At 70.7% G+C, this 23,614-nt stretch carries 15 protein-coding genes; 9 read left to right on the top strand and 6 right to left on the bottom strand.

Annotation, left to right across the window (positions count from 1 at the left end; genetic code table 11):
- Positions 1-148 precede the first annotated feature (148 nt).
- Both OG589_RS20690 and OG589_RS20685 read right to left on the bottom strand, forming a co-directional pair.
- Positions 149-2,809, bottom strand: coding sequence for a M14 family zinc carboxypeptidase (locus OG589_RS20690; RefSeq protein WP_405151412.1), 2,661 nt, complete (start codon positions 2,807-2,809; stop codon positions 149-151).
- 1,197 nt (positions 2,810-4,006) lie between these two features.
- Positions 4,007-6,835 carry an AAA family ATPase gene (locus tag OG589_RS20685; RefSeq protein WP_405151411.1) on the bottom strand — a complete coding sequence of 943 codons (2,829 nt, stop codon included), beginning with the start codon at positions 6,833-6,835 and terminating at the stop codon, positions 4,007-4,009.
- 348 nt (positions 6,836-7,183) lie between these two features.
- Here OG589_RS20685 and OG589_RS20680 point away from each other — a divergent pair, with 348 nt between their 5' ends.
- The 6 genes from OG589_RS20680 (at position 7,184) to OG589_RS20655 (ending at position 17,439) form a co-directional block, all read left to right on the top strand.
- Positions 7,184-9,466, top strand: coding sequence for a TOMM precursor leader peptide-binding protein (locus tag OG589_RS20680; protein ID WP_405151409.1), 2,283 nt, complete (start codon positions 7,184-7,186; stop codon positions 9,464-9,466).
- 16 nt (positions 9,467-9,482) lie between these two features.
- Entirely contained in the window at positions 9,483-10,847 is a 1,365-nt protein-coding gene (locus tag OG589_RS20675) for a SagB family peptide dehydrogenase (protein WP_405151407.1), read from the top strand.
- A gap of 6 nt (positions 10,848-10,853) precedes the next feature.
- Positions 10,854-11,666, top strand: a complete 813-nt coding sequence (locus tag OG589_RS20670) for an HlyD family efflux transporter periplasmic adaptor subunit (RefSeq protein ID WP_405151405.1) — start codon at positions 10,854-10,856, stop codon at positions 11,664-11,666.
- Between the two features lie 34 nt (positions 11,667-11,700).
- A complete protein-coding gene (locus OG589_RS20665) occupies positions 11,701-13,983 on the top strand; it encodes an NHLP family bacteriocin export ABC transporter peptidase/permease/ATPase subunit (RefSeq protein WP_405151403.1) in 2,283 nt (760 codons plus the stop codon).
- Between the two features lie 2 nt (positions 13,984-13,985).
- Positions 13,986-16,916 (top strand): NHLP bacteriocin export ABC transporter permease/ATPase subunit, encoded by a 2,931-nt coding sequence (locus OG589_RS20660; protein WP_405151401.1) that lies wholly within the window; start codon positions 13,986-13,988, stop codon positions 16,914-16,916.
- A 181-nt stretch (positions 16,917-17,097) separates the two neighbouring features.
- On the top strand, positions 17,098-17,439 hold the full coding sequence (locus OG589_RS20655; protein ID WP_405151399.1) for a YciI family protein: 342 nt from the start codon (positions 17,098-17,100) through the stop codon (positions 17,437-17,439).
- Positions 17,440-17,517: 78 nt separating this feature from the next.
- Here the strand turns inward: OG589_RS20655 and OG589_RS20650 are convergent, their stop codons facing one another.
- Genes OG589_RS20650 through OG589_RS20640 form a run of 3 tightly spaced genes read right to left on the bottom strand, consistent with a single transcriptional unit; the run spans position 17,518 to position 19,885 of the window.
- Positions 17,518-17,703 (bottom strand): hypothetical protein, encoded by a 186-nt coding sequence (locus OG589_RS20650; RefSeq protein ID WP_405151397.1) that lies wholly within the window; start codon positions 17,701-17,703, stop codon positions 17,518-17,520.
- Complete coding sequence (locus tag OG589_RS20645; RefSeq protein ID WP_405151395.1) at positions 17,700-18,554, bottom strand: class I SAM-dependent methyltransferase; 855 nt, start codon at positions 18,552-18,554, stop codon at positions 17,700-17,702. Before OG589_RS20645 ends, OG589_RS20650 begins: the two co-directional genes overlap by 4 nt.
- Positions 18,551-19,885 (bottom strand): cytochrome P450, encoded by a 1,335-nt coding sequence (locus OG589_RS20640; protein WP_405151393.1) that lies wholly within the window; start codon positions 19,883-19,885, stop codon positions 18,551-18,553. The genes OG589_RS20645 and OG589_RS20640 overlap by 4 nt, the downstream gene beginning before the upstream one ends.
- A gap of 242 nt (positions 19,886-20,127) precedes the next feature.
- Here OG589_RS20640 and OG589_RS20635 point away from each other — a divergent pair, with 242 nt between their 5' ends.
- The 3 genes from OG589_RS20635 (at position 20,128) to OG589_RS20625 (ending at position 22,413) form a co-directional block, all read left to right on the top strand.
- Positions 20,128-20,520 carry a hypothetical protein gene (locus OG589_RS20635; protein WP_405151391.1) on the top strand — a complete coding sequence of 131 codons (393 nt, stop codon included), beginning with the start codon at positions 20,128-20,130 and terminating at the stop codon, positions 20,518-20,520.
- 91 nt (positions 20,521-20,611) lie between these two features.
- On the top strand, positions 20,612-21,559 hold the full coding sequence (locus tag OG589_RS20630) for an ABC transporter ATP-binding protein (protein WP_405151389.1): 948 nt from the start codon (positions 20,612-20,614) through the stop codon (positions 21,557-21,559).
- Positions 21,556-22,413, top strand: a complete 858-nt coding sequence (locus OG589_RS20625; RefSeq protein ID WP_405151387.1) for an ABC transporter permease — start codon at positions 21,556-21,558, stop codon at positions 22,411-22,413. Before OG589_RS20630 ends, OG589_RS20625 begins: the two co-directional genes overlap by 4 nt.
- A gap of 11 nt (positions 22,414-22,424) precedes the next feature.
- On the opposite strand, the gene OG589_RS20620 is transcribed toward OG589_RS20625, so the two are convergent.
- Positions 22,425-23,591: a cytochrome P450 gene (locus tag OG589_RS20620; protein WP_405151385.1), complete on the bottom strand. Its 1,167-nt coding sequence runs from the start codon at positions 23,589-23,591 to the stop codon at positions 22,425-22,427.
- Positions 23,592-23,614 lie beyond the last annotated feature (23 nt).

Genomic DNA, 23,614 nt, shown 5'->3' with positions numbered 1-23,614 from the left:
AGCGTGCTCATCACCGCTGGGAGGGGTCGCAACGTCTCAGGGTTGGGGAGGGCTTCCCGGCGTGACGTTCGGGTTCTGGTCCGCCGTGTGGTCCCGGCCGGGGGTGGGCCCGGCCGGGACTTGGCTCATCTCATAGGAGGGAACAGGGTCAGCCCACGACGGAGCGGAGTGGGATGCCTGCGGTGTTCAGGTCGTGGACCAGGTCGCGGAGGAACGGGTGTTCGTCGGCCGCGAGACCCTCCGGGTTCGGGATCGTGATGTAGCCCGAGCCGTCGGCCACCGCCGAGCTGCCCGTGCCGGTGTACTTCGCGACCACGGACTCGGTCCGCGCCAGGTCGGCCTCGGCGACCTGGATGGTGATGGGACGCCACTCGCCGCCGATGTTGGCCGGCTCCTCGGTGTTCTCCGCCTGCGCGCGAAGGGCGTCCGCGCTGCTCTGCGGCGTCGCCAGCCGCTGCTGCGGCTGCGGGGACGCGGACGCCGCGGGAGCGAGCAGAGCGTTCGCGACCAGGTGGATGCCGTTCTCGTTGTAGGCGCGGAACAGCGGGTTGTAGGCGAAGAGCACGGCGTGGCCGTTGCCGGTCGGCTCGTCGACCAGCGCGGCCGTGCCCTTGAGGGTGTCGGCCTTCACGGTGTAGCCGTTGGACCAGAACGTGTCGCCGGCCGGGTAGGTGAGGACGTTGACGCCCGTCTGGCTCGGGGTCAGGATCGGGTCGCCGTTGTTGAACTGGAAGTCCTCCGCCGGGCGGCCGAGCGCCACTGCGCTGGTGTTGGCCACGTCCACCCGGAAGTGCGAGCCGATGACCTGGTAGCCGGTCGGCTTCGCCTTCTCCGTGGTGGAGGTCAGGCCCGCGGCGCGCGCGACCCTGGTGCCCTCGTTGCGCAGACCGAGGTACGTGCCGCCCCCGGCCACCCACGCCTTGAGGTTCGCGAGGCCCTGCGCGGTCAGGCCGCCGGTCGAGTTGCTGCCGTCCGGGACCACCAGCGCGGTGCGCCCGGTGAACGCCGCGGTGTTGTCGTTGATGTCCGCGGTGGTCACCGGCTTGAGGTTGAGGCCCCAGCGGCTGCCCAGCACGTACCGAGCCTCGCCGTACGACCCGGAGGTCGTCGAGATGCCGGTGCCGGCGAACAGGCCGGCGTCGGGCAGGCGCAGCGCGGTGCCGGAGGCCGGCTTGGAGGTGCCGTTGACGGTCACGCCGAGCGAGCGCGCCAGCTTGTCCAGCGCGTCCTTGGACATCGCGCGGGCAGACAGGCTGACCACACCCGTCTTGAGGTCACGGGTGAGGGCCACGCCCGAGCCGAGGAGCTTGAACGTGAGCTCCGACGCGGCGGCGGAGTCCAGCGCGTAGGAGTACGAGCCGTTCCCCGACGCCGAGGAGTCGATGCCGCCTTCGAGGCGCTTCACCCGCTCGGCCTTCGGCGACAGCGCGTCCCCGGTGTAGACGGTGTCGACACCCATCAGCAGCGGGTTGCTCCAGGAGGAGACGTCGTAGAAGTAGGGGAAGGGAACGTAGGGGTCCTCACCGATCAGCGCCTGGATCCAGTGCTTCTGCGGCTGGTTCATCGGGATCCAGTACGCCCCGGCCGGAACCTTGAGGTTCTTGGCGGACCGGCCGCCGAAGATCCGGGCGTTGGGCACGGTGATCGCTTTTTCGACCTCGTAGACCTCGACGTCCATGTCCCGCAGCCGCTCGACCAGACGGCGCACGTCGCCGAGCTGACGGTCGGGCATCAGGAAGTACGACCGGATCTTGATGTCGGGCACCGGGAACTGGACGGTGTTGGTCGGCTGCACGACCTGGTTGGGCTCGAGCGCGCCGGACTCGCCCTCGGCGAGCGCCGTCTGCCAGATCTTGTAGTAGCCGTTCAGGATCTCGTTCTTGTTGGCCGTCGCCCAGCCGGTGGTGGCCCACTGCGTGTTGAACTGCTGCTGCACGCGGTCCTCGATCGCCGAGGAGCTGCCCTTCTCGAAGGTCATCCCCGCGGCGCCGAAACCGGTGGCGGGCACCGTGTCGCCGTACCCCATGTAGAACATGTCGTACGTGGCGTAGTTGAAGTAGCACTCCACGGTGACCGCGCCGCCACAGGCGCCGTTGTAGCCGAAGCCCGCCGCGTTGGCCGCGCCGATGCGGTTGATCCAGTCCACGGGCTGGTCGGCGATCTCGTGGTGGATCGGGTCGGCGTTCGGCGGGAAGAAGTACTGGCGCCCGCCCATCTCGTGGGCGTCGACGAAGACCTGCGGCGGGTACTCGCGCAGCATCGCGATCTTGCCGTCGGTCTCCGGCTGGCTGCGGGCGAACCAGTCGCGGTTCAGGTCGAAGCCGAACTCGTTCTGACGGCGGTTCGCGTCGCGGCCGTCCGGGTTCTGGGTCGGCACGATGATGGTGACGGTGTTCTCGTTGCGCTTCGCCACGTCACAGGACAGCCCGCTGGCCAGCTCGTACAGCGTCTTGAGCGCCGCGTCGGCGCCGCTCTTCTCGCCGCCGTGGACGTTGCCGGCGACCCAGACGATGGCAGGGGTGTCCGCGGCGATGCGCGCGGCCTTGTCAGGACGGAGCGAGCGCGGGTCGCGCAGTTCCTGGATCTGCTTGGCGATCTTGTCCAGCTGGCCCTTGACCATGTGCTTCTCGCTGGACACGATGGCGTAGGGCAGGTCCTGGCCGGTGACGCTCCGCGCCATCGTGCCGGTGACCACCCGGCCGGACGCGCTCCCGACCGCCTGGACGTACTTCTGGATCTCTTCAGTGGTGACCAAACGGGACTGGCCCTTGCCCAGGGGGAAGCCGAGGAAGGACTCGGGGCTCGGCACGGAGCCGATGTGGGCATTCGGGTCGGAGCTACATTGCGTGGGCTTCCCGTGTGAATGGGTGTCCCGGTCCGCGTTCGCGGACGGGCTCAACGGCAGCATGAGCGTGGTCAAAGCCAGGACCGCGACACCCGCCACCTTCCCGTACACAGGTCTGCACCTGGCGGTGCTTGGCAGCATGACGACTCCTCAGGGGGCAAGGGACGATCCACCCCCGCGGGGCGGGAGCAGGGCCGTCCTTGGAAGAGCGACGCCACTGTGGCGCCGGATAAAGATGATCAGGATGGTATAAAGAGGTAATAAACGGGTCAAGACGTCACGAAGTGTCTAAAGTGTCACGTTTGTCGCATGTGACGACTGGCTACGGGTGACCCCGAAGCCAACGGAGGGGCTGCTCCCCGGCACCGTGACCCCGCGATCCGGCCTGCCCGGAAATGCCCTGGCGCCGCCCACGGCGGGCCGACCGGCAGGTGCCCGGCCCCCGATCCCGGCATATGTAAATATCGCGTTACAAATCCGGTTGGCCGTGAAATTTCCGCGAGGAGGGGCGTTGGTGCGGAAGATGGCAGCAGAAATCGATCCACGAGGGTGTTCTGCGAGCGCACAACCGTGAGCCCGGCCGTGACAGTGGACGACAGGCGGTAGCCGGCGGCCAGTGCCACAGCGGCGGTCGTGCACGTTGGCGACAGGCGGGCGATCCTCGGGCCGGCCGCGTTCTCCCCCAGGGCGTCAGTGCCTGATCCTCGGCCTCATGCGCGGCTTCTTTGTCATTCAATGCCGCCGGTGGTGTCGTCCGATGACGATGGAATCCGGGGCTCACCGTCCAATCTTCGCGGCGGCGCCATCGGCCGTACCGAAATCCGTTGATCATGCCGGGGTGAAACCGTCGGCGATTGGTGCCGAACAGATCTGTGCGAAATCATAAAGAATTGGGGATTCAACCTCGTCTCTTATCGGCTACGGCCGGGTCCGTGATGCGGGCCGGAGCCCCGGGTAACGGTCGGCCAGAACGGGGCGATACCGCGCGTGGAATCACGGGAAAATGATTTCGCCGTTCCCGTTCCCGAGAGTCAGGGGATCAACGGGAAGGCCGCCCGTTCACCCGGGCCAAGACTCGACCGGCATCATGAACGGCGCCTCGATATGCCGCCCCGGCTTTGCCGATGAAAAAGCCGTCAAGCGCGGCTTGGCGAGCACGGGTTACAGGACCGTGCGGTATTCCATGTGGTCCTCGAAGGCCGAGGGGGAGGGCTTTTTGGGCTCCGGGTCCGGCGGGGTGTCGGTGGGCAGGCTGGTGAGGATGGCGACGAGTTCCGCGCGGGTGTGGATGCCGAGCTTGCGGTAGATCCGGGCGAGGTGGGTGTCCACCGTCCGCTTGCTGATCGACAGGATGGTCGCCACCTCGAGGTTGCTCATGCCCTGAAGGACCAGGTCGGTGACGCGGCGCTCGCCCGTCGTCAACGGATGGGCGTTCTCCCGCCGGACGATCGAGGGGCGGGTGGCGGTGCCGGCCAGGTGCTTGTCGGCCAGCGAGGCGAGCCGGACCGCGCCGCAGTCGACGGCGAGGTCCAGCCCGGCGGTCAGGGTCTCGCGCGCCCTGTGGTCGTCGCCGGACTGGCGCAACGCGATGCCCAGGCGGATCAGGGCCCGGGTGTACTCCAGCCTGGCGCCCCTGTTGCGTAGCAGGTCCACCGCCTCGTGCAGCATGTCGAGCCGGGCGGTGCCCTCGTACGCTACGCTCCCGGCGCTGAGGGCGCGGCCGATGGTCGTCGGCGCGCCCCAGGCGCGGGCCAGCTCAAGCTCCCTCTCCGCGGCCGCCCGCGCCGCCGCCCGCTCGCCGAACAGCATGTACGCGAGGATCGCGTTGGTCCCCCAGGGGACGCAGGCCGGGTTGGTGATGCCGGAGGAGGTCAGGCGCCGCCCGCAGTCCAGCAGGATCCGCAGGCCGTCCTGTGGCCTGCCCTGGGCGATGTACAGGCGCCCGAGCGCGTCCATGATGTGGCCGGAGATCAGGGGATGGCAGTCCCCGTAGGGGTCGACGGACCGGAGCAGGGACTCGGCGACGTCCAGCGCGCCCAGCTCGACGAGCGCCCGGGCCGCGTTGGCGGTGGCCGCCATGGAGAACCCCTCGGTGTGCGAGAGCTCCGAGAGACGGGACGCCTCTGTGGCGTCGCGCAGCGAGGCCTCCAGGCTGCCGAGCTGGTAGCGCACCTCGGAGCGGACGACCAGCGACATGACCAGCCGGGTGTCGGAGGCGACGCCGCGCGCCTCGGTGACCACGCGTTCCGACCAGTACGAGGCCTCGTCGATGCGGTCGCCCCAGATGAGGGGGAGCACCGCCCCCAGCGGGACGACGCCCTTGCCGTCGAAGCAGCGCCTGGTCAGGGCGAGCGTCCTGGTCAGGTTGCGTCCCTTCACGCCCGTGACCAGGGCGAGCGCGCTCAGGAACTCCCTCGCCTGGGGGGTGGCCATCAGGTGCATCGACCGGGCGAGCTTGCGCAGCACGCCGGTCGACCGTCCCCAGAGCATGGCCTGCGCGCTGAGGATGAACATCAGGTCGGTCCCGAACGCCGGCGGCGTCTCGGCGGCGACCTGGAGGGCCTCGGCGAAGACGCCGCCCGCCTCGGCCGAGTTCGCGGTGACGAGGATGTTGGCGAAGGGCGCGAGCGCCGAGATCTTCTGCGGGGCCGTCCGGACGCGCCCGAAGACGGTGCGCAGGTGGCGCAGGCACGCGGGCAGGTCGCGCTGCATCTCGACGGCGCCCAGCTCGGCGGTGATCTCCAGGTCGACGGCCGGCTGGTCGGACTCGGCGAGCGCGCGGTGCAGGTAGCGGGCGGCGGGCTCCCAGGCGTGCTCGGCCACGGCGTCCCGCGCCGCCTCGCGCAGGATTGTTACGGTCCACGGGTCCCCGGTGGGACCGGTGGACATAAGGTGGCCGGCGGAGCGGTTGACCGGGGCGCCGAAGCGGTACAGCAGTGACGCGGCCCTGCGGTGGAGGTCGTCGCGGACCGCGGGGTCCATCCCGGCCAGGATGGTCTGCTGGATGTGCTCGTGGACGAACCGGTCGGGAGGTGAGCCGACGAGGAGCCCCGCCCTGCGCAGCGTCTCGCCGGCCTCCTTGGCCGCGAGCTGGCCGAACCCCGAGAGCATGGCCGCGGTCTCCAGCCCGTCGTCTGGGGCGAGGATCGCGAGGCTCCGCAGCAGGTCCACGCTGGCGGGGTCATGGGCCAGAAGCCATCCGAGCGCGGTTTCCGTCAGGGAGGCCGCGCCCATTTCGAGCACCCGCGACAGCTCGGTCTTCTCCGGGCTCACCCTGGCCGAGATCAGCTGGCCGGCGAGCTGGTGCAGGAGCAGCGGGTTTCCCTGGGTGAGCTGGTGGGCGGCCTCCGCCACCTCGGTGTCGACCGCTGCGCTCATGGCCGACTTCAGCAGATCACCGGTGCAGTTGTGGCAGAGCGGCGCGGGCCGGAGCAGCCGCGCGTACGGCAGGGCCGTGATGTCGCGGATGATGTCGTGGCCCCGGCGGGACTGCGAGTCGGCGGTGAGGATCATCACGATGGGCAGCGAGTCGAGCCGCCTGGCGATGTACGAGCACCACTGGGCCGATTGGGCGTCGGCATGGTCGGCGTCGTCGATGGCGATGATCAGCGGCTGGGTGCCGGTGATGGAGCGGGTCGCCCGGTACAGGCTCTGCAGCAGGTCGGGGGCGACGAGGGCGCCCTGGCCCTCGTACATGTGCCCGAGCGGTCCGGGGGAGGGCTCCGCGGGGGGCGGGCCAGGGAGGGGGTCGAAGAGCTGGCGGACCACCCCGAAGGGGAAGTCGTGCTCGGCGGGGTGGCCGCGCGCCGTCAGGACGGCCCCGGCGTGTGACATCTCGGCCAGTGCCGCGTGGAGCAGGGTGGTCTTTCCGATGCCCCTGGGGCCGAGGATGACCAGAACGGAGGGCTTTCCCGCGTACGCCGCGGAAAGCGCCTCCTGTATCACACGTAACTCGATGTCGCGGTGCAGCACCTGCTGCCCTGACAACATCCATCCCCCCAGAGCCCGGGTGCTTACGTGTACACCCAGGATCATGCCGCGTATGACTACTCCCTTGTCAATACCTAATGTGCCACCAAAGTGACCTATCGCCTTAAATTAACCCGTTTGTCGGGATACGCAACACGCTGGGTGCCGTCCTGGGCCACCCGGGCGGCGCTTACCCGGACGCGTAGGCGAACCCGCGACGGAGGGCGTCGTACGCATTTGACTGATACGCATCCGTACGTCGCGCTTATAGGGACGTCCGAATACGTATGCCGGAATTACGTCTTTACATCGGTCCTGGCCCGATGCGACTCTGCGATCAAATGGAATTGAGCCCATACGGGGAGCGCCATGGATCGCCCACGCCTCAAAGCACACTTCGCGGCCCAGGTGGTCGAGGGATCGAAGGTGTTCCTTCTGGCCGAAGGTCAGCACTACCTCATCAAGGGAGCCGAGTGCGTCAAGGTGCTCCCCTACCTCGACGGACGCCACACGATAGCCGATATCGCGGCGGCACTGGGCACAGAATTATCACTTACCCAAGTCATCATCGCCATCCGTAAATTCGACGCTTTGGGGCACCTGGCGGACGGGCGGCCCGATTGGCCGGACAGCACGCTCGCGTATTGGGACGCGCAGGGAATCGACCCCAAGACCGTCCAGAAGGCCCTCGCGGACACCGAATTCACGGTGGTGGCGGGCGACGGCGCCGACCCGGACGCGGTGATCGCGCAACTGCGCGAGCACGGGCTGCGCGTCCGCCTCGCGCAGGTCGACGAGGAGGCCGAGGCGCCCGGCGGAGCCCTGTCCCTGATCGTCGTCAACGACTACCTCGACCCGGCGCTCGAACGGCTCAACGCCGCCTACCTCGCCGCCGAGCACCCGTGGGCGCTGGTGAAGCCGACCGGGCTGACGCTGTGGGCCGGGCCCGTGATCCAGCCGGGACGCACCGGCTGCTGGGCGTGCCTGTCCCAGCGGATCACCGGCAACCGCCAGGTGGAGCGTTACCTGGCCGGCAAGCACGGCAACGGCACTCCGTACCACCCCGCGCTGGAGGCGATCCCGGCGGGATCGTCCCTGGTCGGCGGGCTGCTCGCGGTGGAGCTCGCCCGCATCGCCGCCACGGGCGCGCCGTCGCGGCTCGAAGGCAAGATGACCACGATCGACCTGCGCACGCTGGCCGCCACCGAGCACACCGTGGTCCGGCTGCCGCAGTGCCCCGCCTGCGGCGACCCGACGCTGGTCACCGAGCGCAGCCCGAAGGTGGTGCTGTCGTCGCGCGACGCGCGCCACATCACCGACGGCGGATACCGCATCGAACCGCCCGCGGCGACGTACGAGCGGCTGCAGCGGCACATCAGCCCGCTCATCGGGGCCGTCACCCGGCTGCACACCTTCGCCGAGTACGACAACGGCGTCACCTACAGCTTCACCGCCGGCCACAACTTCGCCATGGTCGGCGACAACATGGACCTGCTCCGCCGCAACCTTCGCGGGCAGAGCGGCGGCAAGGGCCGCACCGAGATCCAGGCCAAGGTCAGTGCCCTGTGCGAGGCCATCGAGCGGTACTCGGGCGTGTGGCGTGGCGAGGAGCCCGTACGCAAGGCCGCCTACGCCGACCTCGACCCGGCCGTCGCCGTCCACGTGGAGTCCCTGCTGCACTTCTCCCCGTCGCAGTACGCCGGGCGCGACGAATGGAACAAGGACCCGAGCCACCGGCTGCATCTGGTGCCGGAGAAGTTCCGCACCGAGCTGCCGATCGACTGGTCGCCCGCGTGGTCGCTCACCGACGAGCGCGAGCGGCTCATCCCCTCCGGGTACGCGTGGTACGGCCACCCCGACCTGGAACGCCACTTCTACTGCGTGGGCGACTCCAACGGCAACGCGTCGGGCAACTCGATGGAGGAGGCGATCCTCCAGGGGTTCTGCGAGCTCGTCGAGCGCGACGCGGTGGCCCTGTGGTGGTACAACCGGGCACGGCGCCCCGCCTTCGACCTCGACTCGCTGCGCGACCCCTACGTCGACACGCTGCGCGAGTTCTACGAGCGGATGGGCCGCAGCATCTGGCTCCTCGACATCACCACCGACCTGGGCATCCCCGCCTTCGTCGGGGTCTCCCACCGGATCGGCCACCCGGTCGAGGACGTCATCGTCGGCTTCGGCGCCCACCTCGACCCGCGGATCGCGGCGATCAGGACGCTGACCGAGGTCAACCAGTTCCTCCCCTCGGTCGAACGGCGCGACGAGCAGGGCAACACCCTGTACCTGGACAACGACATCGCCACCCTGGCCTGGTGGAAGGAGACCAAGCTGGCGAACGAGCCGTGGCTGGTGCCCGACCCGTCGCAGCGCCCGCGCACGCCGGCCGACTACGCCAGGGTCGACGGCGAGGACCTCGCCAGGGACGTCGAGACGTGCGTGGCGCGCGCGAAGGCGTGCGGCATCGAGGTCATCGTGGTCGACCAGACCCGCCCCGACCTGGACCTCAACGTCGTGCGGATGATCGCGCCCGGCATGCGGCACTTCTGGCGGCGGCTCGGCTCCGGACGCCTGTACGACGTGCCGGCCGAGCTCGGCTGGGTGCCACAGGCGAGCACCGAAGACCAGCTCAATCCCACGAGCGTCTTCTTCTGAACCCGGAGGAGCAGTTGTGACCCAGACAAAGGTACGGCTCCGCCGCGACGCGGAACTGGCGGAGTCCGACGGCTCCCTGCGGGTGTCCGCGCCCGTGGGCGCCTTCGGGCTGCGCGACCTTCCTCCCGGCACGGTGGCGGCCCTCGGCGCGCTCGCCGCCGGGGACATGACCGAGGCCGGCCTCACCGCGGCGGTGGTCGAGGGCGACGGGGAGGCAGGGCTGCTCCGCTGGAACATGCTGCTGCGCCGCCTGGCCAGGGGCGGGCTGCTGGAGTACAGCGTGGACGGCGCCAGGCTGCGGCCGGTCGGCTCCGGGCCGCTGGAGCCCGCCGCCGCGCCGGCCCCGGACACCAGGGTGAAGCTGTCGAGGTTCGCCGTCGCGACCGCCGAGGGCGGCGCGCTTGTGGTGCGCTCCCCGCGCCACGCGAGCGTCGTCGAGCTGGCTCCCGCGACGGCCGGGATCCTCGGCGCGCTCGCCGGCTGGACCACCCCGGCCGAGCTGGCCGAGGCCCTGCCCGGCCTGCCGGTCGATCAGCTGCTGCGGTACTTCGACGCCGCCGGGCTGCTGACCCGCACCTCCGAGGACGAGGACCAGTCGCACGCGCAGTGGACCCCGCGCGACCTCTGGCAGCACGCCCACAGCCGGGGACCCCGCGTCACCGGCCGGTACGGCGGGACGTACCCGCTCGGGCCGGACTTCGGCCCGCTGCCCGCCGCTCCCGCGGCGTTCGACGGCCCGCGGATCCAGCTCGTGCCGCCCGACATGGAGCTCGCGGCCAAGTCCGATCCGACCCTGACGGAAACCCTCGAACGGCGACGCTCGGTGCGCGAGCACGACCCCGCGTCCCCGATCACGGTCGCCCAGCTCGGGGAGCTGCTGTACCGGTCGATGCGGCGGCGCGACGGGTTCACGGCGCCCGACGGGCAGGAGCTCGTCGACCGGCCCTACCCCTCCGGCGGTTCCATCCACGAGCTGGAGGTCTACCCGCTGGTGGTGTCGTGCCAGGGGATCGAGCCCGGCCTGTGGCACTACGACACGGCCGGGCACGCCCTGGAGCGGGTCGCGGAGCCCGGCCCGGCCACCCAGGTCCTGGTGCGGCGGGCCAGGGCGTCCGCCCTGCTGGAGGCCGACCCGCAGGTGCTGCTCGTGGTCACCGCCCGCTTCGGCCGGGTGATGTGGAAGTACGAGACGATCGCCTACTCCCTGGTGCTCAAGCACGTCGGCGTGCTGTACCAGACGCTCTACCTCGTGGGCACCGCCATGAACCTGGCGGTGTGCGGCCTCGGCGGCGGGGACGCGGGCGACTTCGCCGCCGCCAGCGGGCTCGACTACCTCACCGAGGGCAGCGTGGGCGAGCTGGTCCTCGGCAGCAAGCGGTGATGGACGATGAAATTCCGGTACAAGGCGCTCCAGCGGATGCGGGAGCCCGACGAGCTCGACTCCCCGACCCTGCTGGCCTCTCCGCGCGGATGGATCGCCACGTTCGTCGTGCTCATCATCGTCGCCGCGGTGACCGCGTGGGCCTTCGTCGGCCGGATGCCGATCACGGTGTCCGCCACCGGCCTGCTCACCCACCCCGGCGGGACTGCGCAGCTGCAGAGCCCGTACGCGGGGATGGTCCGGTCGATGTTCGTCCACCCGGACGACACGGTGCAGCGCGGCCAGGCGGTCGCGGAGGTCGTCCAGCTCGACGACACCTCGCGCCTGATCAAGAGCCCGTTCACCGGGCACGTGGTGGCCGCCACGGCCGACGACGGGCACATGGTCACGCCGGGCGAGGACCTCATGACCATCGAGCGCACAGACGCGCCCAACGACCGGCTGGTGGCGATGCTGTTCGTGCCGGCCGACCGCACGCTGGGCGTCGTCCCGGGCAGGGAGGTCGACCTCGCGGTCTCCTCGGCCCCGCCGGGGGCCTTCGGGCTGCTGCGCGGCCGGGTCGCGTCGGTGAGCACGTACCCGCTGATGCTTGAGGGGGTGGCCGACCTGGTCGGCGGCGAGGCGGCCGCGCGCGGCTACCTCACGGGCGCCCCGCCCCGCCTGGTGATCGTCGACCTGGAGCGGGACCCGGTCACGACCTCGGGATACGCCTGGTCCACCAAGTCGGGACCGCCGATGCGGCTCCAGTCGCAGGTCAACGTCACGGGCTCGATCAACCTGGGCGGTCAGACGCTGTTCGACCTGCTCCTCGGCCGCTGAGCGGCACCCGTCACGGCGCAAGGAGAAGAGACGAATGAGCCAAGCCACCGCGAGCCCACCCCTCGCCCCGGAGGGGGGTGGGCCCCGGCGCCCGGCCGCCGCCAAGGATTCCAAGAAGCCCAAGGAGTCCAAGGGGGGCTGGGGGAGGTGGCGGAGCAGCACTCCGACGGTGATCCAGATGGAGGCGGTCGAGTGCGGCGCCGCCTCCCTGTCGATGATCCTCGGCTACTACGGGAAGTTCGTCCCGCTGGAGGAGCTGCGGTCGGCCTGCGGCGTCTCCCGTGACGGCGCCAAGGCCTCCAGCGTCATCGCAGCGGCGCGGCGCTACGGCCTGATCGCCAGGGGCTTCCAGATGGAGGCCGCGGACCTGGCCGCCACCGCCAAGCCGGTGATCATCTTCTGGGCGTTCCAGCACTTCATGGTCGTGGAGGGGGTGCGCACCAGGTTCGGCAAGAAGGTCGTCGCGGTCAACGACCCGGCCAGCGGCCCCCGCCTGATCGACTGGGAGGACTTCGACTCCGGCTTCACCGGCGTGGTGCTGTCGTTCGAGCCCGGCCCCGACTTCGAGCCCGGCGGGCGTCCCACCCGGGTGGGCCAGGCCCTGCTGTCGCGGCGGATGCCGTCCGGCCGGGCGCTGCCGCTGATCCTGCTGGCCAGCCTGATCCTGGTGGTCCCCGGCATCGTCGGGCCGGCCTTCAGCCGTCTGTTCATCGACCGGATCCTGTCCGGGCGCGACCCCGACTTCCTGTACCCCCTGCTGCTCGGGATGGCGGTGACCGCGGTCTCGGTGTTCGTGCTGACCTCCGTGCAGCGGCACTACCTGCTGCGGCTGGAGATCAGGTTCGGGCTGGTCAGCTCGGCCCGCTTCTTCCGGCATCTGCTGCGGCTGCCGGTGGAGTTCTACCTGCAGCGCCGCCCGGCCGAGGTGGCCAAGCGGGTGCAGGCCAACGACATGGTCGCCGAGGTCCTCTCCCGCGACCTGGCGATCACCGTCATCAACCTGGTGCTCGTGCTGTTCTACGCGGTGATCCTGATCAGGTACGACCTGACCCTGGGCCTGCTCGGGGTCGCCATGGCGATGCTGAACATCCTCGTGCTCCGGCGGGTCTCAAGGGCCCGTACGGACGCGGTGGCGGCGCTGCGCGCGGACATCGGCAACCTGACGTCCACGACCTTCAACACCCTGCAGCTCATCGAGACCGTCAAGGCCACCGGCGCCGAGCCGAACGCCTTCCAGCGCTGGTCGGGGTTCCTCGCCAAGGCCGTCACCGCCAAGCAGCGGCTCGGCGTGGCGACCGCCACGCTCACCGTGGTGCCTCCGCTGCTGGCCGGGATCAACAGCGGGCTCATCCTGCTCATCGGCGGGCTGCGCGTGGTCGACGGGGTGATCAGCGTCGGCATGCTGGTGGCCTTCCAGACGCTGCTCAACTCCCTGTCCCGGCCGGTGACACAGCTCACCAACCTGGGCGGGCAGCTCCAGAACATCTCCGCGGACATCAACCGCCTGTACGACGTCGAGCGCTATCCGGTCGCGCAGTGCTTCGAGCCGAGACCCGGCCAGGCCATGGACGGCCGCCTGGACGGCTGCATGGAGTTCTCGCACGTGTCCTTCGGCTACAACCCGATCGCCCCCCCGGTGGTCAAGGACCTGTCGTTCTCGATCGTGCCGGGCCGCCGGGTGGCGATCGTCGGCCATTCGGGCAGCGGCAAGTCGACCGTCGGCAAGCTGGCCGCCGGCCTGTACGTGCCCGCGGCCGGCCAGGTGCTGCTGGACGGCCGCCCGAGGTCGGAGCTCTCCCGCCTGGCCCTGGCGTCGTCCATCGCCTACGTCGACCAGGACATCTCGCTGTTCGAGGGGACCGTGCGCGACAACCTGACGCTGTGGAGCGACGACATCAGCGACGAGGTGGCGATCGCGGCGCTGCGCGACGCGGCCATCTTCGACGTGATCGCCGCCCGGCCCGGCGGTCTGAACAGCGGCGTCCGCGAGGGCGGGCGCAACTTCAGCGGCGGCCAGCGCCAGCGGCTGGAACTGGCGAGGGCCCTGTCGATCCAGCCGACCCTGCTGGTGCTGGACGAGGCGACCAGCGCGCTGGACCCGGAGACCGAGCGGATCATCGCCGACAACCTGCGCCGCCGAGGCTGCGGCTGCCTCATCATCGCGCACCGCCTGTCCACCATCAGGGACGCGGACGAGATCCTCGTGCTCGACAAGGGCGAGGTGGTCGAGCGTGGCCGCCACGAGGAGCTGCTCGCCGCCGGCGGCCACTACGCCAGGCTCATCGAGAACGCACACAGCAACGGCGACAGGGGTTGACCATGACCGGATTCGCGCCGTTCTTCGCCGAGGCCGCGACGCCCGTGGACTACTCGGCCGACCGCCTGCTCGTGGTGTCCGACCTGCGCGAGGTGCTCCTGGTCGAGGAGGGGGCCGTCGACCTGTTCGCGGTGCGGCTGGAGGACGGCCGGCCCGTGGGCCGGTGGAACTTCCTGTGCAGGATCAGCGAGGGCTCGCTGCTGCTCGGCGCTCCCAAGGGCCCCAAGCACAGCATCGTGGGCCGTCCCGTGCCGGGCACCCGGGTGTCCCGGATGCCGCTGGGCCGGCTGCGGGGGCTGTCCGCCACCGGCCCGGCGGCATCCGGCCCCCTGCCTCCCGCCGAGCACGAGGTGGCCGTCAAGCAGTTCGTCAGGGGCCTGGAGGCGGGCATCGTCTCGCTGGCCCAGGCCATGCGCAGCAGCCTGCCCCCGCGCGAGTTCGTCGCGCTGGCGCCGGGCGAGCCCACCGACCTCGCCGACGGCGCGGCGACCCGGTCGGTCGACGGCCTGTGCTGGGTCGGCGTCGAGGACGGCGTGGTGGAGATGCCCGAGGGCGTCGCCGGCCGGCTCACCGCGGGCGCGCACATCTGCGTGACCGAGCGGGACTGGCTGGTCGCCATGGGACCCGCCAGGCTGCGCGCCAGGTCGACGTGGGAGCTGCTGGCCGACGAGACGATCTGGGCCAGGTGGGTGGAGTACGCGACCCGCTTTCTGTACACCGTGGACCGCCGGGTCGAACGGCAGGGCGCGCGAGAGCTGGAGATGCTCGCCCGCAGGAACGAGCGGGAGAAGGACGTCCTGCGCACGGCCCGGCGGGGCTTCGACACGCTGGTGCGCGACACCGAGGCCAGGGTGCGCCTGGCCGACGTCACCACCGACTCGCCCGCGCTGGCCGCGGCCAGGCTCGTCGCCTCCCACGGGGGGTTCCGCGTCACCGCGCCCCCGCCGGGCGGCTCCCACGGCAGGCAGATCGACCCGCTGCAGACCATCGCGCTCGCCTCCGGCGTGCGCACCCGGTCCGTACGGCTGGAGGAGGGGTGGTGGAAGCAGGACCTCGGCCCGATGGTCGGCTTCCACAAGGGCGACGAGACGCCCGTGGCGCTGCTGCCGATCGGCTCGCACTACGTGCTCGCGCAGCCGGGCCAGAGCCGGGTCACCCCCGTCACCCCCGCGGTGGCCGCGACGCTGTCCAACCGCGCCGAGGTGCTCTACCAGCCGCTGCCGCGCGAGGTCCACACGGTGGCCGGGCTGCTGCGGTTCGGGCTGGCGCGCAACCGCCGCGACTTCTGGGTGCTGGCTTCCCTCGGGACGCTCGTGGCGATCATCGGCCTGCTGGTGCCCTCCATGACCGGGCTCGTCCTCGGCACGTTCGTCGCGCGGGCCGACCGCGACCTCATCGTGCAGGGGTCGCTGCTGGTCATCGGGGGCGCGTTCGTGGCCGGCGCGCTCACCATCGTGCAGAACATCGCGGCGCTGCGCATCGAGGGACGTTCGTCGGCCCGGTTGCAGGCCGGGGCCTGGACCAGGTTGCTGTCGCTTCCCGCCACGTTCTTCGCCCAGTACTCCACCGGTCAGCTCGGCACGACCGTGCTCGGGGTGAGCGCGGCGCAGGAGATGCTCTCCGGCGTCGTGACCACCGCGACGCTCGGGCTCTTCGGGGGGCTCGCCAACCTCGTGCTCGTGTTCTTCTACGACGGCAGGATGGCCGTGATCGCCACCCTGCTCGTGCTGGTCAGCGTCCTTGTGTGCGCGGTCGCCGGATACTTCGAGGTGCGCCTGCAACGCCGCCTGTACGAGCAGGAGCAGCGGCTCTCCTCGCGGGTGTTCCAGCTCCTCACCGCCGTGCCGAAACTGCGGGTGGCGGCGGCCGAGGACCAGGCGTTCAGCGTGTGGAACCGCGACTTCCTGCAGACCCGCAGCACGTCCGCGTCGGCGCGGCGGCTGCAGAACCTGGTGACGACGTTCAGCGCCGGGTTCCCGCTGGTCTGCTCGGTCCTCATCTTCGCCGTGGTGGCGGGGCCGCTGCACGGCGAGCTGCCGATCACCGTCTTCCTGGCGTTCTTCGCCGCGTTCAACCTGCTCATCGCCTCGGTGCTGCAGTTCACCGGCGCCGTGATCACCGCGATGAGCGTCGTCCCGATGCTGGAGAAGCTGCGCCCGATCCTCGCCACCGAGCCCGAGGAGCTCACCGGCAAGGCCGACCCCGGCGACCTGTCCGGCCGCATCGCCTTCTCCCGGGTGTCCTTCAGGTACGGCGAGGACGGCCCGCTCGTGCTGAGCGACGTCGACCTGTCGGTGGACCCCGGCGAGTTCGTCGCGATCGTGGGCCCCACGGGCAGCGGCAAGTCCACCATCCTGCGGCTCCTGCTCGGCTTCGAGCAGCCGGTCGCGGGCACCGTGCTCTACGACGGCCAGGACCTCGGGGAGCTCGACATCGGCGCGGTCCGGCGGCAGTGCGGCGTCGTCCTGCAGAACGGCGCCCTGCTCGCCGGGGACATCCGGCAGAACATCATCGGCAGCACCAACCACACGGTCGACGACGCGTGGGAGGCGGCGACCATGGCCGGCGTCTCCGACGACATCACGGCCATGCCGATGGGCATGCACACGGTGCTGTCGGAGGGGACCAACACCCTGTCGGGCGGCCAGCGCCAGCGGATCATGATCGCCCGGGCGCTGGTCTCCCGGCCCCGTATCGTCTTCTTCGACGAGGCCACCAGCGCCCTGGACAACCCCACGCAGAACGTCGTCGCCGAGAGCACCCGCCAGCTCAACGCCACCCGCGTCGTGATCGCCCACCGGCTGTCCACCATCAAGGACGCCGACAAGATCGTGGTGCTCGACGGCGGCCGGATCGTCCAGCAGGGTCAGTACGACGAGCTGGTCGCCGACACCGAGGGGCTGTTCGCCCGTCTGGCCAGACGGCAGATGTGACATAACGGCTCGATAACCGTTCACTACTTCCTCTTGAGCCTGGGCAACTCGGTTGAGTTGCGTCGCCGCCACCGTGGAAGATGACAGTGGAACGACGGCCTCAGCGGCCCGCCCCCGCGCCTCGAGGTCCGGCTCGCGGATATGCGTCCGCGGGCAGACCCGAGAGGGAGGACAACGCGAGATGGATTTTCTCCTGCTGATCCACGGCGACGAGATGCTGTGGGACGCGTTCAGCGAGGCCGAGCGTGAGCGCATGGCTCAGGGGCACCGTGAGTTCGGCCGCGCGATGGTCGAGTCGGGCGTCATCGTCAAGTACGGCGCCGGCCTGACCAGATCCCGCACGGCCAAGCTGGTCAGACCGGACGGGCCCGCCGTTCCCGGTCCGTACGCCGTCGGGCGCGAGCAGATCGGCGGGCTCTGGATCATCCAGGTCGACTCCGCCGAGGAGGCCGAGATGTGGGCGCGGAAGATGCCCTACGCGCCGGGCGACATCGTGGAGGTCCGGCCCATCGACCCCACGTGAGCGCCGCTCCCTTCCGCACCAGGAAAGGCCGGTGCGTCCGCGTCGAACGCGGGCGACCGGCCACCACCTGACGGTCTCCTAGTAGCGAGGCCTGCGGCTGAGCACGATGCCTCCGGCCAGGAAGACGATGCCGGCGACTCCGTAGATCACGGCCGTCGTCGTGGACGGCGGTCTCTGGCTGGCGTTGGCGATCGCCAGCCCAAGGCCCACGATCGCGCTGATGTAGCAGAAGATCGCGATGAAGATCTTCCAGAACGGGCTCATCTGTTCCTCCAAGGTGATCCGGCCGGGCCGCCCGGTGCGGTTCCGGCGACGACGAAGCCGAGCAGCATGACCCAGGCGTCCGGGTCGGCGCGGAACCGGTTCCACCGGTCGGTCGCCAGGGCGAGCTGGGCCATCGACAGCGCGCCCGACGCCACCAGCGGCACCAGCCGCTCCGGCCCGAGGTGCGGCGCGAAGGCCTCCGTCGGGTGGTCGTCGTTGGTTGTGGCGAACGGTCTCAGCACGACGTCGCCGAAGCCCGCCCCGCGCAGCAGCCGGGTGAGCTTCCTGCCGATCTGGCGGTCCCCTCCGGCGCCGCGCTGGGCGGCCGCCATCGTGCCGTGCACCGAGGCCAGCTCGGGGTACATGGGGTCGGCCAGCCCCCACAGCATGCTGTCGACCTCGACGACGACCAGCAGGCCGCCGGGGCGCAGCACGCGCAGCGCCTCGGCGACCACCGGCGCGGGGTCGGCCACGTGCTGCAGTACGTATCTCAGCAGGACGCCGCCGACGCTTCCCGTACGCAGGGGCAGCCGGGCGGCGTCGCCCAGGAGCAGCGGCGCTCCCGCGCCGGCGGCGTGCGCCAGCACCTTCTCGTCGATGTCGGCGGCCACGATGGGCAGATCGGGCTCGGCGGCGCGCAGCCTGCGGGTGACGGCTCCTGACCCGGCGCCCAGCTCCAGCAGCGGACCCGCCCCCGCGAGCCCGAGGTCGCGCATGATGCGCAGCTCCTCGTCGAAGGAGAGGGCCGCCTGGGTCTCCAGCCGGGCCAGCTCACCGTCGAGCCCGCCCCACGTCGTGTTGGCCGCGTCGTAGGAACCCGCCCTGCGTACCGAGGCCTCCGGCGCCGTCATCTCTGCCTCGGGATCATCATCATGCCGTGCCGGGGCCGCAGGGTGACCAGGGCCTCGGGTTCCACGGGGAAGCCCTCGACCAGCTCAAGGCGCACCGTACGCAGGATCACGGCGAGCACGAGGGTCGCCTCCACCAGCGCGAAATGCTGCCCTACGCAGATGCGCGGGCCTCCGCCGAAGGGCAGGTACTGGTGGCTGAGATGCCCCGCGGCCCGCCCGGCGGCGAACCGCTCCGGCCGGTACGCCTCGGGATCGTCCCAGTACCTTGGGTCGCGGTGCAGCACCCACGGGCTGACGCAGACCAGGGTGCCGGCGGGCACGTCGTAGCCGCCGATGACGTCGGCCTCGACCGATCGGCGCGAGATGAGCCACACGGGCGGGTAGAGGCGCATGGCCTCCTGGATGGCCCGGCGGCACGCGTCCAGCCTCGGCAGGTCCTCGGCGGTCGGCAGCCGCTCGCCCAGCACCTCGTCGATCTCGGCGTACACCGCCTCGGCCACGTCCGGATGGCGGTCGAGCAGGTACAGCGTCCAGGTCAGCGACTTGGCCGTGGTCTCGTGCCCGGCCATGATGATCGTCAGCACCTGGTCGCGCAGGTCGGTGTCCGACATCGCGTGCCCGGAGGCGAGCATCGAGGTGAGCAGGTCGTGCCCGCCGCCCCCGCCCGTACGCCGGGCCGCGATGATGACGCGGGTCACCCGGTCGAGGAACGCACGCGCCTGGTGGAAGCCTGCGTATCGTACGGCCGTATCCGCGGGGTCGATCGCGTCGCCGGGTACGTAGTGGCCGATGAAGCGGTTGACCGCGTCCACCGCGCGGCCGAACCCGTCCCCGGCGCCGCCGATGTCGGTGCCGAGCATGGCCTTCACGATGACCGTCAGCGTGAGCGACGTGAGGTCGTGGTCGACGCGTACGGCCTGGCCCTGCCGGCCGTCGGTCCAGCGGTGCAGCATCTGGACGGCCGCGTCGGTGATGGTCTGGTCGAACTTCTCGACCTCGCCGGGCCGGAAGGCCGGCGCGCACATGCGCCGCTGCGCTGCCCACTCCTCGCCGCTGCTGGTCAGCAGCCCGTTGCCGAGGAGCGGGCGGAGCATGTCGTCGTCCGGCGTGTGGTCCTTGGTGTAGTTGGACCCGTTCTCCTTCAGCACGTACCTGGCCAGATCGGGGCGGTTGAGCATGTACACCAGCTCGCCGTCCGCGTCGTGCCTCGTGACGTCGCCGTAGGCCGCCATCGCGGTGACGAACTCGAGCGGCGCCTCGCGCATCGCGCGCAGGCTCTGGGTGCCGCCGGGTCCAGGAGGTAGTCGGGGGGATACGTACGTACCGGACATCTGCGCTCCGAATCACTTACGTGAAATGCGATTCCGAATACGTATTACCGAATGCTTAATACGTACGATAGGAGTCGTATTATTCATGCTGATCCATTTGGAGCGTACCCCAGCGGGCAAGGCCTCTCAATACTTATCTTCGGCGCTCGGAAATTAAGTCTGGGCAGCTTGAATTCGACATGTAAGACTCCATTCAGGACGGCGCACCGCGCCGAAGAGGTAAATGGTTCCAGGAGGACTCAATGGCCCTGAATCCCGCAGAGCGCACCGAATTCGTCAACTCCTACACCCGCGTCCTCATCACCGCCTGGTCGAGCGAGGAGTTCTCGGCCAAGCTCGACAGCAACCCCCGCGAGGCGCTCGCCGAAGCCGGGCTGGAGCTGCCCGCGGGCGCCCAGATCACCCTCGTCCGCACCGTGCCCGAGGGGCACCACGACACCAACCTCGACGTCCAGGTCGGCCTGTGGGAGCGGGGCCTCGAGACCGGGGTCTTCGAGTTCCACGTCCCGGAGACGCCGCAGATCGACATGGCCGAGCTGAGCGAGGGCGACCTCGACTCCATCTCGGCCGGCGTGAGCCCCGACAGCGCCATCGACATCAACTGCTGCTGCTGCCCTTGCTGCTGCTGCACCTGACGAGAAGCCGCCCGGCACACCGGCCGCGCGCGCCGCGCGGCCGTCGCAGGGGACCGCCGCCGAGGCGGTCCCCCGAGAGGAGGAACAGGTCATGGCCAGGGTCGTTGACCAGGCGAACCCTATTCACGTGCGTGGGCTGAAGAAGTCGTACGGAAGCGCATGCGCGGTCCAGGACGTCGACCTGGACGTCTACTCCGGCGAGGTCTTCGCCCTGCTGGGGCCGAACGGCGCGGGTAAGACGACCACGGTCGAGATCCTCGAAGGGGTTCGCCGGCGGACCGGTGGTGACGTGCGCGTCCTCGGCCGAGACCCCGCCGAGGACTCCCCGGAGTGGCGCGCCCGGCTCGGCATCGTCCCGCAGTCCACGGGCGCCTACGCCGACCTGACGGTCCGCGAGGTCGTCGAGCACTTCGCGGCGTTCTACCCGGCGCCGCTCCCCGTCACGCAGGCCATCGGGATGGTGGGGCTCGGCAAGCAGGAGAACAAGCAGGCGCAGTCGCTCTCGGGCGGCCAGCTGCGCCGCCTGGACGTGGCGGTGGGCATCGTCGGGGACCCGGACCTGATCTTCCTCGATGAGCCCACCACCGGCCTCGACCCCGCCGCCCGCCTCGAAGCGTGGGACCTCGTGCGGTACTTCGCCGAGCGCGGCAAGACCACCGTGCTGACCACGCACTACCTCGACGAGGTCGAGGCGCTGGCCCAGCGGGCGGCCGTCATCGTCGCGGGCAAGGTCGTGGAGGTCGGCCCGGTCGCCGAGCTGGGCGGGCGCCTCGACACCCCGGCCATGCTCGGCTTCACCCGCGTCGGCGGCCTGGTGGGCAGGGCCCTTCCGCAGTTGCCCGCCGACGCGCTGGTCGATCCGCCGGACGACGAGGTCGTCACGCTCCACACCCACAATCCGACGCAGGCGCTCGCGGCGATCCTCCCGTGGGCCGCGGAGGCGGGCGTCCACGAGCTGCCGGGCCTGCGTATCCAGCGCCCCACCCTCGAGGACGTCTATCTCACGCTCATCCGAGAGAATCAGGGGGTCACACCATGATCACTCCTGGCATGGCGGTGGTCGAACAGGGCCCGGCGGCGCGGACCGCCGGGCACAGCTCCAACCTGTGGCGGGCCTCGGTGGCCCGGTCATCGGTGGAGCTGAAGTCGTTCTTCCGCAACAGGCAGTCGCTGTTCTTCACGCTGCTGCTGCCGATCGTGCTGATGCTGGTGCTGGGCTCGATCTTCTCGGGCACCGTGCCCGGCACGCACACGGACTTCAAGCAGATGTTCGTCGCGGGGATCATCGCCTGCGGCATCATGAGCGTCAGCTTCAACGGCCTGGCGATCAGCATCGCGATCGAGCGGGACACCGGCATGATCCGCAGGCTCGCGTCCTCGCCGATGCCGAAGTCCGCGTACTTCATCGGCAAGATCGTCCGCGTGGTGGTGACCGGGCTGCTGGAGTCGGTCGTCCTGCTGGCGGTCGGCCTCGCGCTGTTCCACCTGCCGATGCCGTCGAACGCCGCCCACTGGATCACCTTCCTGTGGGTGCTGCTGCTCGGCGCCATGGCGTGCGCGCTGCTCGCCGTCGCGTTCAGCACGGCCATCCCGAACGCCAGGTCGGCCCCCGCGATCGTCACGCTGCCGTTCCTGATCCTGCAGTTCATCTCGGGCGTCTTCTTCCCCTACAGCCAGCTGCCCGCGTGGATGCAGACGATCGCCGCGTTCTTCCCGCTCAAGTGGATGACGCAGGGCCTGCGCTCGGTGTTCCTGCCGGCCGACTTCGCCAGGGTGGAGCCGGCGGGCACGTGGGAGCTGGGCAGGGTCGCGGCGGTGCTCGCGGCCTGGTGCGTGGCCTCGCTGCTGCTGAGCCTGCTGACCTTCCGCTGGCGCGGCGCGAACGTCAAGTAGCGGCTCGCCCCTCAGATGGCGAGGTAGTAGCCGTCGAGCCGCCGGGGCAGGAGCGAAGGAGCCCAGACGGGCGCGGCCCCCGAGGCGCGCAACCCGGGATAGCGGCGCAGCAGCTCGCGCAGCAGCAGCGCCCCGGCGTGCCTGACCAGAGGAGCACCCAGGCAGAAATGGGTGCCGGTGCCGAAGGCGAGGTGTGGATTGGGCGAGCGGGTCACCACCAGGTCATCCGGCCGGTCGAAGACGGCCGGGTCCCGGTTCGCCGCCGCGACCAGCGCGAGCACCCGGGCACCCGCGGGGATCGTCCCGCCCGCCAGCGCCACGGCCTCGGTCGTCACGCGCGCGGTGAACGGGATCGGCGACTCCAGGCGGAGCAGCTCGTCCACGGCCGTCACCGCCGAATCGTCGCCTCCGCCGAGGAGCTGCTCGACCACCTCTGGACGGGGGAGCAGCCAGTACAGCGCGTTGCCCACCATCTCGGCCAGCGGCTTCCAGCCTCCGACGACGGCCAGCGAGGCGATGCCGAGCTTCTCCGGCCGGGTGAGCCGGTCGTCGGCCGCGAGCCTGCCCCACGGCGAGTCCTCGGTGCCGCCGGCGCGCGCGTCGAGGAACCGCGTGAGGTCACCCATCGCGGTCCGCCCCTCCGCCGCCGCCTGCGGGCCGGCGAGGGGGTCCAGGTTGGCCGAGACGCGGCGCGCCAGGTCGGCGAAGGCCGCGCGGTCGGCGGGCGGCAGGCCGAAGAGCAGGGCCAGCACGCCGGTGGCGAGCGGCTCGCCGATCTCCGCCGTCGCCTCGACGCGGGTGCGGCCCGCCAGCCCCGCCAGGAGCTCGTCCACCTCGCGCGCGATGCCGTCTGCGACGCCGCGGACCGCCGCGGGGCCCATCAGCAGCGCCCCCGGCGAGCGGAGCCGCTGGTGCTCGGGCGGATCGGTGGTCAGCATCGACGGCGGCAGGGCGTCCTCCCTGACCCGCTCCCGCTGGCCCATCGCCGCGGAGAACCTCGGGTCGCGAAGGACGAGCGAGCAGTCGGCGTGGCCGGTCAGCAGCCACATGCGCGAGGTCGCGTCGAAGTGGACCGGGTCGTTGGCCAGCAGCCACCGGTACGCCGGGTACGGATCGATCCGTCCACGCGGCGAGAACGGGTGGGCAAGATCGCCTGGCAGGGTGCGGGGAGCCGCCATCACGTGTCCTCCTGATCATGCCG

Origin of the sequence: Sphaerisporangium sp. NBC_01403, assembly GCF_045040145.1 — a bacterium.
Lineage (GTDB): Bacteria > Actinomycetota > Actinomycetes > Streptosporangiales > Streptosporangiaceae > Sphaerisporangium > Sphaerisporangium viridialbum.
The sequence above is the reverse complement of the archived record's forward strand: the minus strand, read 5'-3'. Positions and strand labels throughout refer to the sequence as shown.

What these genes read in the sequence shown, in the direction of transcription:
- OG589_RS20635 (WP_405151391.1), top strand. Translation starts at nt 20,128, where the DNA reads ATGGCCCTGAATCCCGCAGAGCGCACCGAATTCGTCAACTCCTACACC.
- OG589_RS20650 (WP_405151397.1), bottom strand. Translation starts at nt 17,703, where the DNA reads ATGAGCCCGTTCTGGAAGATCTTCATCGCGATCTTCTGCTACATCAGC.
- OG589_RS20680 (WP_405151409.1), top strand. Translation starts at nt 7,184, where the DNA reads ATGGATCGCCCACGCCTCAAAGCACACTTCGCGGCCCAGGTGGTCGAG.
- OG589_RS20640 (WP_405151393.1), bottom strand. Translation starts at nt 19,885, where the DNA reads ATGTCCGGTACGTACGTATCCCCCCGACTACCTCCTGGACCCGGCGGC.
- OG589_RS20620 (WP_405151385.1), bottom strand. Translation starts at nt 23,591, where the DNA reads ATGGCGGCTCCCCGCACCCTGCCAGGCGATCTTGCCCACCCGTTCTCG.
- OG589_RS20655 (WP_405151399.1), top strand. Translation starts at nt 17,098, where the DNA reads ATGGATTTTCTCCTGCTGATCCACGGCGACGAGATGCTGTGGGACGCG.
- OG589_RS20660 (WP_405151401.1), top strand. Translation starts at nt 13,986, where the DNA reads ATGACCGGATTCGCGCCGTTCTTCGCCGAGGCCGCGACGCCCGTGGAC.
- OG589_RS20665 (WP_405151403.1), top strand. Translation starts at nt 11,701, where the DNA reads ATGAGCCAAGCCACCGCGAGCCCACCCCTCGCCCCGGAGGGGGGTGGG.
- OG589_RS20685 (WP_405151411.1), bottom strand. Translation starts at nt 6,835, where the DNA reads ATGTTGTCAGGGCAGCAGGTGCTGCACCGCGACATCGAGTTACGTGTG.
- OG589_RS20625 (WP_405151387.1), top strand. Translation starts at nt 21,556, where the DNA reads ATGATCACTCCTGGCATGGCGGTGGTCGAACAGGGCCCGGCGGCGCGG.
- OG589_RS20670 (WP_405151405.1), top strand. Translation starts at nt 10,854, where the DNA reads ATGAAATTCCGGTACAAGGCGCTCCAGCGGATGCGGGAGCCCGACGAG.
- OG589_RS20630 (WP_405151389.1), top strand. Translation starts at nt 20,612, where the DNA reads ATGGCCAGGGTCGTTGACCAGGCGAACCCTATTCACGTGCGTGGGCTG.
- OG589_RS20645 (WP_405151395.1), bottom strand. Translation starts at nt 18,554, where the DNA reads ATGACGGCGCCGGAGGCCTCGGTACGCAGGGCGGGTTCCTACGACGCG.